This window comes from Cytobacillus horneckiae (assembly GCF_002835735.1).
Lineage (GTDB): Bacteria > Bacillota > Bacilli > Bacillales > Cytobacillaceae > Cytobacillus > Cytobacillus horneckiae.
Map to the genome: position 1 here is coordinate 102,965 of NZ_PISD01000019.1, position 12,627 is coordinate 115,591.

At 37.2% G+C, this 12,627-nt stretch carries 10 protein-coding genes; 9 read left to right on the plus strand and 1 reads right to left on the minus strand.

From position 1 onward, the window contains the following. The first annotated feature begins 4 nt into the window (after positions 1 to 4). The 7 genes from CWS20_RS10285 (at position 5) to CWS20_RS10315 (ending at position 9,422) form a co-directional block, all read left to right on the plus strand. On the plus strand, positions 5 to 955 hold the full coding sequence (locus CWS20_RS10285; RefSeq protein ID WP_066198603.1) for a phosphoglycerate dehydrogenase: 951 nt from the start codon (positions 5 to 7) through the stop codon (positions 953 to 955). Positions 956 to 1,302: 347 nt separating this feature from the next. Continuing rightward, positions 1,303 to 2,964, plus strand: a complete 1,662-nt coding sequence (gene hutU, locus CWS20_RS10290) for a urocanate hydratase (RefSeq protein ID WP_241504168.1) — start codon at positions 1,303 to 1,305, stop codon at positions 2,962 to 2,964. A 37-nt stretch (positions 2,965 to 3,001) separates the two neighbouring features. Then, a complete protein-coding gene (hutI, locus tag CWS20_RS10295) occupies positions 3,002 to 4,279 on the plus strand; it encodes an imidazolonepropionase (RefSeq protein ID WP_066198596.1) in 1,278 nt (425 codons plus the stop codon). 77 nt (positions 4,280 to 4,356) lie between these two features. Continuing rightward, positions 4,357 to 5,688 carry a YjiH family protein gene (locus CWS20_RS10300; RefSeq protein ID WP_066198593.1) on the plus strand — a complete coding sequence of 444 codons (1,332 nt, stop codon included), beginning with the start codon at positions 4,357 to 4,359 and terminating at the stop codon, positions 5,686 to 5,688. Positions 5,689 to 5,794: 106 nt separating this feature from the next. Further along, positions 5,795 to 6,961, plus strand: coding sequence for a DHH family phosphoesterase (locus CWS20_RS10305; protein ID WP_066198591.1), 1,167 nt, complete (start codon positions 5,795 to 5,797; stop codon positions 6,959 to 6,961). A gap of 88 nt (positions 6,962 to 7,049) precedes the next feature. Beyond that, positions 7,050 to 8,012 (plus strand): UCP032817 domain-containing protein, encoded by a 963-nt coding sequence (locus CWS20_RS10310; protein WP_066198588.1) that lies wholly within the window; start codon positions 7,050 to 7,052, stop codon positions 8,010 to 8,012. Positions 8,013 to 8,213: 201 nt separating this feature from the next. Beyond that, complete coding sequence (locus CWS20_RS10315) at positions 8,214 to 9,422, plus strand: D-alanyl-D-alanine carboxypeptidase family protein (RefSeq protein WP_101226300.1); 1,209 nt, start codon at positions 8,214 to 8,216, stop codon at positions 9,420 to 9,422. A gap of 137 nt (positions 9,423 to 9,559) precedes the next feature. Here the strand turns inward: CWS20_RS10315 and CWS20_RS10320 are convergent, their stop codons facing one another. Further along, the gene (locus CWS20_RS10320; protein WP_066198582.1) at positions 9,560 to 11,179 is read right to left on the minus strand and encodes an ABC-F family ATP-binding cassette domain-containing protein; all 1,620 of its coding nucleotides are present in this window, start codon (positions 11,177 to 11,179) and stop codon (positions 9,560 to 9,562) included. Positions 11,180 to 11,528: 349 nt separating this feature from the next. Here CWS20_RS10320 and CWS20_RS28970 point away from each other — a divergent pair, with 349 nt between their 5' ends. Then, positions 11,529 to 11,657 carry a hypothetical protein gene (locus CWS20_RS28970; RefSeq protein WP_276328303.1) on the plus strand — a complete coding sequence of 43 codons (129 nt, stop codon included), beginning with the start codon at positions 11,529 to 11,531 and terminating at the stop codon, positions 11,655 to 11,657. Positions 11,658 to 11,823: 166 nt separating this feature from the next. Then, positions 11,824 to 12,582: a MerR family transcriptional regulator gene (locus CWS20_RS10325; RefSeq protein WP_066198579.1), complete on the plus strand. Its 759-nt coding sequence runs from the start codon at positions 11,824 to 11,826 to the stop codon at positions 12,580 to 12,582. The last annotated feature ends 45 nt before the right edge of the window (positions 12,583 to 12,627 follow it).

The following is a 12,627-nucleotide window of genomic DNA, read 5'->3' on the forward strand; positions in this document are numbered from 1 at the left end:
ATTAATGAAAGTGCTCTACTTAATTAGAGATCCATTTATAGAAGAATATCCGCAATTGATAAATGAGGCAAAGCAGCTTAATGCGGAAGTGAAGTTTGTAAATAGCGATAACGGCATAGATAAGCAAGAGCTATTAAATGAAGTGAGGGATGTTGACATTATCGTTGTTGCAATTGTGAAAATTGATAAAGAAGTGATAGACTCAGCACCGAATTTAAAATATATCATTAAGTTTGGTGCCGGATATGACAATATAGACGTAGCTTATGCCCATCAGAAAGGAATAAAAGTATCCAATGCACCAGGTCAAAATGCTGAGTCAGCAGCTGACTTAGGATTTGCCCTCATGCTTACAGCTGCAAGAAATATACCACAAAAAGATGCAGAAATAAAACGTTCTCACTGGGAATTGTCAATGGGATCTGAAGTTTATCATAAGCGTCTTGGCATTATCGGATTTGGTTCGATAGGACAAGCATTAGCAAAGCGGGCACAAGGCTTCGACATGAAGATATCAGCCTATGGAAACTATAAGGACTATGATGCTGCTAAGAAATTTGGCGTTGAGTTTGTTGAGTTGAAACAGCTGCTTGCTTCTTCAGATTATATTGTTCTCTCAACCTCACTGAAAAATCATAATCGCCACCTTATCAATAAAGAAACAATTTCGTTAATGAAGCCTAATGTCTTCGTTATAAATATTTCTAGGGGCGGACTGATAAATGAAGAGGATCTTGTCAAAGCATTGAAAGAAAAAAGAATAAAAGGTGCTGCACTTGATGTTTTTCAGGAGGAACCTTCTTTTAGTGAATTATCAAAGCTTAAAAATGTCATCGCTACTCCACATATTGGCGGAGCCACATTTGAAGCAGTCGCAAGAATTAATAAGATAACGATTAAAAACATACAAAGGTTTCTCACGGATGAGCCTTTAGAATTTGTGGTCAGCTCTTAATAATCTCTTAAACCGAATCGTTTCCTCTTTGCTGTTGTTGGATGTGCATAGGTGTCCGCTTGACTCTTGAGCCAGAAGCGAGACAATCGAGTCACTAAACGCGTGCAGCGATGGTCGAACTTCGGAAAAGTAATCTCAAACCATTCTAGTTTTTCTACCACCTAAATCCAAGAGCTTGATCTTGGATTTTTTTTATATTAAAACAAAAATCTAATAAAAAGATAAAAAATTTTCAAATGTAATGATAAAAGACTAAAGAAATTTATAAAAAAACCAACATTAGTTAACTTTATATTCCGAATATTCTTAGCTAAACTTAACTTATAAAGAATATGGGAGGGATATATGTGGAGACGCATAAAGCAAGAGTTATTAAAAATTATCAAGGCAGTGAATTGCATGCAAAAGGCTGGATTCAGGAAGCCGCTTTAAGAATGATGATGAATAATTTAAATTCTGATGTAGCAGAAAGGCCGGAAGATTTAGTTGTTTATGGAGGAATCGGAAAAGCAGCGAGAAATTGGGAGAGTTATGATGCAATTATAAAATCTCTTCATGAATTAGAAAATGACGAAACCTTACTCATTCAATCAGGAAAACCGGTTGCTGTTTTCAAATCACATTGTGACGCACCAAAAGTATTAATTGCGAATTCTAACCTAGTACCAGCGTGGGCGAATTGGGATACTTTTCATGAACTTGATAAAAAAGGGTTAATGATGTATGGACAAATGACTGCAGGTAGCTGGATTTATATAGGAAGTCAAGGGATTGTACAGGGCACTTATGAAACGTTTGCCGAATTGGCCAGACAGCATTTTGGCGGTTCCTTAAAACAAACGATCACATTAACTGCAGGACTTGGTGGAATGGGAGGCGCACAGCCATTAGCTGTAACGATGGCAGAAGGTATTTGCATTGCTATCGATGTGGATGAGCATCATATTGACCGCCGGCTTGAAACGAAGTATTTGGATACGAAGGTATATACAATTGAGGAAGCGATTTCACTGGCTGAGAAGGCAAAACATGAAGGTAGGGCATTATCAATTGGCCTGCTCGGAAATGCAGCAGAAGTACTGCCTAAAATGATAGAGATGAATTTTATTCCGGATATACTTACAGACCAAACATCTGCACACGATCCTTTAAATGGATATATTCCTCTCGGATATTCAATTGAAGAGGCAAATAAGCTACGCAGCGATCAGCCTGTAAGCTATGTACAGCATGCTAAAAAAAGCATGGCAACTCATGTAAAGGCGATGCTTGAAATGCAGAAAAAAGGAGCGGTTACCTTTGATTATGGCAATAATATTCGCCAGGTTGCAAATGATGAGGGTGTGGAAGATGCATTTGCATTTCCAGGCTTTGTACCTGCTTATATACGACCATTATTTTGCGAAGGAAAGGGACCTTTTCGGTGGGTTGCATTATCTGGAGACCCGGAGGATATTTATAAAACAGATGAAGTCATCTTAAAAGAATTTGCTTATAACGAACATTTATGTAATTGGATAAGAATGGCAAGAGAAAAAATTCAATTCCAAGGTCTTCCCTCCAGGATTTGCTGGCTCGGTTATGGTGAAAGAGCAAAATTCGGAAAAATCATTAATGATATGGTAGCAAGCGGTGAATTGAAGGCACCAATTGTCATTGGTAGAGATCATCTTGATTCAGGCTCGGTAGCCTCGCCAAATAGAGAGACAGAAGGAATGAAGGATGGAAGTGATGCAGTAGCAGATTGGCCGATATTAAACGCAATGATTAATGCTGTAGGTGGAGCTAGCTGGGTTTCAGTTCACCATGGCGGCGGTGTGGGCATGGGCTACTCCATACATGCTGGAATGGTCATTGTTGCCGATGGAACAAAAGAGGCGGAATCAAGGCTTGAAAGAGTACTTACGACTGATCCGGGAATGGGGATCGTCCGCCATGTTGATGCCGGATATGATAAAGCAATTGAAACAGCAAAAGAAAAAGGTGTAAATATTCCAATGCTGGATTAATTAATCCGGTAAAACACAATTAAAAGGAGGAGGAACCTTGAGTACAAAACCATTATTTATTAAAAGTGCCAATCAATTGATTACCCTAAAAGGAGGCTCACACAGCCCGGTAACAAAAACGAAAATGAGTGAGCTATCCATTATAGAAAACGGAGCAGTTTGGATTAGTGATGGACGCATTGAAAGTGTCGGCACGACAAATGCATTGCTTGAGAAATATAAAGATAGACTGACAGAAGCTGAAGTCATAGATGCAATAGGGAAGATTGTTTTGCCGGGATTGGTCGATCCGCATACGCATCTTGTCTATGCGGGTAGCCGTGAAGAAGAGTTTAATATGCGTTTAAATGGCTCGACATATATGGAGATTATGAATAACGGTGGAGGAATTCATGCTACGACACAAAAAACAAGAGAAGCTTCGCAAGAACAGCTTGTTCAAGAAAGTCTAGTTAGATTAAATCGCTTTCTCATCCATGGCGTGACAACAGTGGAGGCAAAAAGTGGATATGGGCTAGATTGGGAAACAGAGTTAAAACAGCTGCAGGCTGCAAAGCGTTTAAATCATATCCATCCAATTGACATTGTCAGTACCTTTATGGGTGCGCATGCTGTACCTGCGCACTATAAGGATAATCCAGATGCCTTTATTGATCTCATTATCGATGAAATGCTTCCGAAAGTTGCTGAGCAAAACCTTGCAGAGTTCAATGATATTTTTTGTGAACGAGGGGTTTTTACACCGGAACAATCGAGAAAGCTGCTTAATGCTGGCAAAAAGGTAGGCTTGCTTCCAAAAATTCATGCCGATGAAATTGAGCCATATGAAGGGGCAGAGCTTGCAGCTGAGGTTGGAGCAATATCAGCTGATCATTTATTAAAAGCTTCCGAAAAAGGAATTAAAATGATGGCAGAGAAAGGAGTTATTGGCGTTCTGCTTCCAGGCACAGCGTTTTTCTTAATGGCTGAAGCAGCGGCAGGAAGGAAGATGATTGATCAGGGTGTGGCAGTTGCATTATCAACAGACTGCAATCCTGGATCTTCTCCAACATGCTCTACTCCATTCATGATGAATCTTGCATGTATGAATATGGGCATGACACCTGCGGAGGCTATTACTGCTACAACAATAAATGCTGCTCATGCGATAAATAGAGCAGCTGATATCGGTAGCATCGAAGAAGGAAAGAAAGCAGATATTATCATGCTAAACATACCGAACTATATGCAAATGCAATATCACTATGGTATGAATCACACTGACACAGTTATTAAATCAGGGGAAATCGTCGTAAAAAACGGCTCATTAGTATAGAAGTCCACGGAGAGAAACTTCCATATTGCATCAATGCGGGACGACTAGGATATAAATGAAAAAGGTGGTTGCTTGCAATGGAAAGGGAAATCCGATCAGGTGAAAAAATAATAAAACCGAATGTTTCACGAAATCATGTGTTGAAATTCTTTCTTTACAGTGCTCTCGGAATTTTTATGTTTTTTATTCCAGTTACGATAAATGGGCAATCTTCCATTATGCTGGACCATATCGTCACAGGAATACAAATATATATATCTGGTATAGTTCCTTACTATGCATTACTTGTAATATTTTTAGGCTCGGTTTACCCTTTTTTTACAAAGACATGGAAACGTAATAAAGTAACGATTGTTTTTTCTTTTTTAAAAGTGCTAGGTCTTATTACTGCAGTGATGATTGTATTCAAAATTGGTCCTAGTTGGCTGTTTAACCCTAATATGGGGCCATTTCTCTTTGATAAATTAGTGACCCCAGTAGGATTGTTGGTGCCAATTGGTTCTGTTTTTCTTGCTTTGCTTGTAGGATACGGCCTGCTTGAATTTGCAGGCGTATTAATGAAGCCTATCATGAGGCCGGTGTTCAAGACTCCCGGGCGTTCTGCCATTGATGCTGTTGCTTCGTTTGTAGGCAGTTATTCCGTTGGTCTGCTCATAACGAATAGACTATTTAAAGAAGGGAAGTATTCAATAAAAGAAGCGGCAATCATTGCCACGGGTTTTTCGACAGTTTCAGTCACATTTATGGTCGTTGTCGCAAAAACATTAGGATTAATGGACTTATGGAATACTTATTTTTGGATAACCTTAATTGTCACATTTACTGTTACAGCTATAACTGTACGCATATGGCCGTTGCGAACGATGAGCGATGACTATTATATGGGGCAGCCTGGGGAGAGGGAAGAAGTAAGTGGAAATCTCTTGAAGGCAGCATGGAAAGAGGGGAAGAAAGCAGCAGGAGAAGCCCCTTCCTTGCTAGAAAATATCCGCATGAACTTTAAAGACGGCTTTATAATGACGATGTCTATATTGCCGTCTATCATGTCAGTCGGACTGCTCGGCCTCGTTTTAGTTGAATTTACACCGATTTTTGATTGGCTTGGCTATCTTTTTTATCCAGTAACTGCATTAATTCAGCTTCCGGATCCAATGCTTGCTGCAAAGGCGAGTGCAGTTGGGATTGCAGAAATGTTTCTCCCTTCATTAATTGTTGCAGAAGCAGCGTTAGTTACGCGCTTTGTTATTGGTGTTGTTTCTATTGCAGCGATTATCTTTTTTTCTGCGCTAGTACCTTGCATTTTATCAACAGATATTCCCTTAACTGTTCCACAAATCATCTTCATTTGGATTGAAAGAACAGTGCTGGCTTTATTAATTGTAACCCCGATTGCTTTTCTCATATTGTAAATAATCCTCCCCGCAGTTTCATGCGGGGTTTATTTCATATATAATATACATACCCTCTTAATATGGGGGATTACATAATGAAATTTTAAGAACAGCGGGTGAATATATGTACAAGCTATACTCTCACAATGATCTCGATGGTGTTGGTTGCGGAATCGTCGGTAAGCTTGCCTTCGGAGAAGACATACAAGTGTTTTATAACTCAGTAGGCGGACTCGATTTTAAAGTTGAGAAGTTTTTTGAGGAAAAAGAAAATAATGAAGCTGTCCTGTTGATTACTGATTTGTCGATTAACGAAGATAACACTAAAAGAATCGATAATTACATTAAAGAAGGGGGAAAAGCACAGCTAATCGATCATCATAAGAGTGCCCTTCATTTTAATAACTATGATTGGGGCAAAGTTCGTGTGAATTATGATGATGGCAGACAAACATGTGCTACCTCTTTGTTGTATGAACATTTAGTTGAGAATTCTTTAATGGAACAATCAAAAACATTAGAGCAATTTATTGAACTGGTTAGGCAATATGACACTTGGGAATGGGATAAAAACGGGAACACAAAGGCAAAGCAATTAAATGATTTATTTTTTATGTTTTCAATTGAAGAATTTGAAGAAAAAGTCATTAAGAGAATCGAACAAAATGATAAGTTTGATTTTGATGAATTCGAACAGAAGCTTTTGGAAATGGAAGATGCAAAGATTGAACGCTATATTAAGCGCAAAAAGCGTGAATTAATCCAAACTACAATCGATGAAAAATGTACAGGTGTTGTACATGCAGAGTCCTATCACTCTGAATTGGGTAATGAACTAGGTAAAGAATATCCGCATCTTGATTATATAACGATATTAAATATGGGCGGCAGGAAAGTGAGTTTTAGAACAATCCATGATGATGTCGATGTATCAGAAATCGCCAGTCAATTTGGCGGGGGAGGGCATGCAAAAGCGTCTGGATGTTCAATGGGCAACGACGCTTTCCAAAAATATGTCATCGATTTGTTCCATGAGGAATCCTTAAGAATGGATGCGCCTAAAAACAAATTGAATCTAAAGGAAAGCACATCAGGTGTTCTATATGAAGGCCGCTCTGGTCATCATTACTTCGTGTATTGTGAAGACAGTGCATGGTATATGCAGGATAATCATAAGCGAACAAACCATACATTCAGTTCTTATCAAGAAGCAGTAAATTATATAAAACGAACAGATTTTGCTTGGCTAGTAAAAGATGATATTTACGAAAGTTATTTAAAGCATAGCTAATAAAAAAACGTCTTAGCATAAAGTTAAGACGTTTTTTTCTGTCAAAACATAACTCTGTTCCCTTATAATACAATTAAGGGGTGATGAAGTGAGTACACTTTTAATTTTTGGAGCAATCATCATAATTGTAATAATCATTGCTGCCACGAAAGGCTCTTCTAATAGTAAATCATTAGCAAACTTACCATTAGAGGAGAGGTTAGGTACGGAACTGGATGACATTAAGCCCATAACAGAAAAATTGGAAAATGCCTTACCTGAAACCTATGTAAAACATATTAAACAGAGAGTATTAAAGGAATATCCAAAATGGGCCGATCATGAATTCGAATGGGCATTTTATGAATTAAAGAGATATTTTCTTATAAATAGCCTTTTTAAATCTGTTCCAATGTTTAGTGATAAGGTAGATACAGTATGGCATGAAATGCTCATGTTCACAAAGGAGTATGAACAATTCGCAAAGAATTTTTACGATGATTATTTGCATCATTCTCCAAATATGGAAGAGCAGCCGCTGCCTAATGAGCGTGCGTTTTTTGATTGGGTTTTTATTAGCTTGTTCAAACCCTCCGAAAATACAATTAAAATCTGGGGACCGTTTTTACAATCACCATTGAGTGATGAAGTTTTGGCCGATTTTGAAAACTTAAGTGATGAAAAGCTGCTGAGCAAATATTTTCGCAATAATAGTCAGTGGACAGACGTACAGATAATGCTAATAAATAAATTGAAATATGAAATCAAATCAGCACATCAATTTAAAAGGCAAAATCAGCTTCCGGCAATAAACTCTAATAAGGAATGGTTAAGTCAAACGGCGATAGGTGCAGCAATTTTCTTTTCAATTTATGAAAGCGAAGATTATTTAGGACATATGAGCTCTTACCTACCTCAAGAATGGACGAAGCAAGCCTATGCATCTACAACATCTTGCTCAGGATTTGCCTGTTCAAGCAATCATAATCATCATGATTCAAATGATGGCGGCGGTTCAGGAAGCTCCTCTGATTCAGGTTCCAGCTGCGGCTCAGGCTGCGGAAGCAGTTAATAAGTATCCAGTAATTGGATGCTTATTTTTTTTTGCCCATGTTAAATAATAACGAAAAAAGAGACCGAAACAATACTCGACTTTATATTACAATTTGCGACAAAAACATTTCATTTTAATAACAATTTATTTTCAATTCAAACTAATTTGCTTTTTTTTGATACAATTTGGTAGGGTAAAAGAACTAGAAATGGATGTGTCATGATGAAAAAGGCTTTTTATTTTTTTATAGTACTCATTTTTATCTTCCAATTCTCTCATAAAGCCTATGCAGAGGAAGATATCCCTGAAATTTTAAGTGAATCTGCGATTGTAATGGAATCAACAACTGGAGCTGTTCTTTATGAGAAAAACGCTGAAGACATCATGTATCCTGCTAGTTTAACAAAAATCGCAACGGCTATTTATACAATTGAAAAAGGAAATTTAAATGATGAAGTGATCGTTAGTGAAGAAGCGTCGAGCGTTGATGGAACGAAGGTATATCTTGAAAAAGATGAAAAAGTGACTTTAAAGAAACTAGTTCAGGGTATGCTTATTAATTCGGGAAATGATGCTGCTTATGCAATTGCAGAGCATCTTCACGGTGATGCAGCAAATTTTTCAAAGCATTTAAATGATTACTTAAAAAACGAAATTGGCGTAGAAAACACGAACTTTACCAATCCACATGGATTATATGATAAAAATCATTATACTACAGCCAAAGATATGGCGACGATTACGAACTATGCACTCGAAAATAAAACCTTCACAGATATTTTTGGGACGAAAGAGTTAAAATGGGAAGGAGAGTCTTGGGATACGACTCTGATTTCACATCATCAAATGCTAAATGGGGAACGCCCATATGAATGGATTACAGGTGGAAAAACAGGATATGTCAACGAAGCAAAGCAAACTTTGGCTTCATCTGCCAATAATGGTGCGTTAAATTTAACGGCGATCGTGTTAAAGGCAGATTATAAACGCGATATCTATAAAGATACAGCGAATATTCTTGATTACAGCTTTTCAAATTATGTAAATAAGGAGTTTGTGCCAGCTAAAGAATATAAAGCTGATGACAGGATTTATAAAAGCAAAGAACCAAATATATCAGTTACAGTCCCTAAAACAGGTTTTAATGAGGAAGTAACTAAAGATGGGAGGCTGTTAATAACTGATAATGAGGATCGGGCAGTCCAAGTGATTAAACTCGAAAAAGAGGAACAGCCGCAGGAAATTGTTTCAGCCCATCAGGCAATCAATAGCACAGCCGATGAGGGCAGTACGACATTGCCAATCAAGTCAATCATGCTAGGTGCAGGTGCCGTTATTATTCTTCTAACGATCGTTCTGTTTACATTCATGAAGCGAAGAAGAGCTCAGCAATCACATTATGGCTATATTCAAAGGCGCAAATGGTAATTCATAATAGTTAAGAGCAGAGGATTATTTCTCTGCTCTTTAATTTTGATCGCGAAAAAGCATTTGAAATAAAAAATCCACCTTTTATAGGCATTATAGTAAATGAAGAGGCATCCAAATGGATGCCTCTCGTATTTTTATTTATACATTTCAGCTACTTGCTTTTGAAGCTGATCATCTTCTAAATATTCATCATATGTCATTTGCTTGTCAACGATGCCAGAAGGAGTTAGTTCAATCATTCGATTTGAAATCGTTTGGATAAATTGATGGTCATGAGATGAGAAAATCATTGACCCTTTAAAATTAATTAATCCGTTATTTAATGCTGTAATTGATTCTAGGTCAAGGTGGTTTGTAGGTTCATCTAATAATAACACATTCGAACCGCTTAGCATCATTTTAGAAAGCATGCAGCGAACTTTTTCTCCACCTGATAGAACACTTGCTTTTTTCAAAACCTCTTCTCCTGAAAACAGCATTCTTCCTAAGAAGCCGCGCAGGAAGCTCTCACTTTCATCTTTTGGAGAGAATTGGCGAAGCCATTCAACTAGATTAAATTCACTGTTTTCAAAGTACTTGGAGTTGTCTTTAGGGAAATACGCCTGTGACGTAGTAACACCCCATTTGTAGCTGCCTTCGTCTGGTTCCATTTCGCCTGAAAGGATTTTAAACAGAGTTGTTTTTGCGATCTCATTTGAGCCAACTAATGCAATTTTGTCATCTTTATTCATGATAAAGCTGATATTATCTAATACTTTAACGCCTTCAATTGTTTTCGTTAGGCCTTCAACACGCAGCAAGTCATTGCCGATTTCGCGGTCTGGTGTAAATCCAACGTAAGGATAACGTCTTGATGATGGTTTAATGTCATCTAAGCTGATTTTATCCAATAGCTTTTTACGCGAAGTGGCTTGCTTAGATTTTGAAGCATTTGCACTAAAGCGCGCGATAAAGTTTTGAAGTTCCTTGATTTTTTCTTCTTTTTTCTTGTTAGCATCAGAAGCCATTTTTGATGCTAATTGGCTTGATTCATACCAGAAGTCATAGTTTCCTACATAGATTTGAATTTTACCAAAGTCCAAGTCAGCTATATGTGTACAAACTTTATTTAAGAAGTGACGATCATGGGAGACAACGATAACTGTATTCTCAAAGTTGATTAAAAACTCTTCTAGCCATGCAATAGCTTTAATATCTAGATGGTTGGTAGGTTCATCGAGAAGAAGAACATCTGGCTTACCAAATAATGCTTGTGCAAGTAAAACTTTCACTTTGTCTCCGCCTGAGAGGTCTGCCATTTTTTTAGCATGAAGCTCTTCTGGAATCCCTAATCCTTTTAGAAGGATTGCTGCTTCTGACTCCGCTTCCCAACCATTTAACTCTGCAAATTCACCTTCTAGCTCAGCAGCCTTCATTCCATCTTCATCAGAAAAATCAGCTTTCATATAAATTGCATCTTTTTCCTGCATCACTTGATAAAGACGCGTATGACCCATTATTACAACTTTCAGCACTTCATGTTCTTCGTATTCGAAGTGATCCTGCTTTAGAACAGCTAGCCGTTCGCCCGGTCCTAAGCTAACCTGGCCTGATTGTGATTCAATTTCACCTGATAATATTTTCAAAAATGTTGATTTCCCAGCTCCATTTGCCCCGATAAGCCCGTAGCAATTGCCAGGTGTAAATTTAATATTTACATCTTCAAAAAGTTTGCGGTCGCCATAACGAAGACCGACATTCGTAACTGTTAACATGTATATAAATTCCTCCACAAAACATAATCCCTCAAATTATAACATTAACCATAACCTGAGTGTTAATCATTGATAAACTTTATCAAAAAAATTGAAAAATAATACAGGAAGTTACCGCTTTAAAGCGAATATATAAACTAAAGAATTGAATATTTATATATAGATAATTACGTTTGTAATTGAACTTGCAGGGGTATAAAATCATCGAACAGTAAGATCATAAAAGTTTCCTTGAAAATTCACAAATCTGCAATAAAATTAAACGAATTTCTAGCGATTGTTCATAGTTTATTCATAATTATCCTATACTATAAATAATATAAAGGCAGGAAAAAAAGGAGTTTTATAAATGGAAAAAACACAGATCGTAGATTTAGTGAACCGTTTAAAAAAAGCTGGAATAAAAGTCAGCCTTACAAAACCAAGATCTTTATTGTCCATTCAACCTTGCAAGCCAATGCCAACAGCTTCAAACTAAACTTGAAACTTGGCACTACATAAAGATAAATTGTTAAGAGATGATTCTTCTTTAAGAATGATCTCTTTTTATTTTCATTATAATACTTATAAAAAAGTTGAAGAAAAGCTGTTGACCTTCACGCTGCGTCAAAGCTTATGATAAATCTTGTCAGGAGGTAATAACGATGGAATATACAATCAAAAAGGTAGCAGAAATGTCTGGTGTTAGTGCACGAACACTTCGATATTATGATGAACTTGGGTTGTTAAAGCCTGCAAGAATCAATTCATCAGGTTATCGAATATATAGCCAAAATGAAATCGATCGTTTGCAGCAAATCCTTTTTTATCGATCTTTAGAAATGAAGCTTGAAGATATTCAAGAACTATTATCTAGCCCTGACTTTGATGTCCAAGTAACGTTACAGTCACATTATAAGCAATTAGTTAAAAAGAGAGTGCAAATTGAGCAGCTAATTCAAACTGTTGAAAAAACTTTGCGCCATCATAAAGGAGAGATTAGCATGTCAAACAAAGAAAAGTTTGCAGGCTTTAAAAAAGAAAAGCTAGCGGAAAATGAAAGTAAATACGGAAAAGAAATTAGAGAGAAATACGGTGAGGAGACAGTTGAAGCGTCCAACAAGAAGTGGATGAATATGAGTGAAGATGATTATAACAAAATGCAATCCATTGAAACAGAACTTTTTATTGAGCTTGAAAACCTCTCACAAACAGGTGACTTAGAGTCTGAGGCGGCGAAAAATGTTTATAAGAAACATAAAGAATGGCTACAATATTCTTGGAATAGCTATTCTGCGGAAGCCCATATCGGACTCGCAAATATGTATGTTGCCGACGAACGTTTTGCGCAATATTATAATGAAAGAGCGGGCAAAGCTGTCGTTGAATTGTTAAGAAACAGTATTGTGAAGTATGCCAAATAATAGGCTGGCTTCATCATTGAAAGAAATTTAACGTAAAGCAGGGCA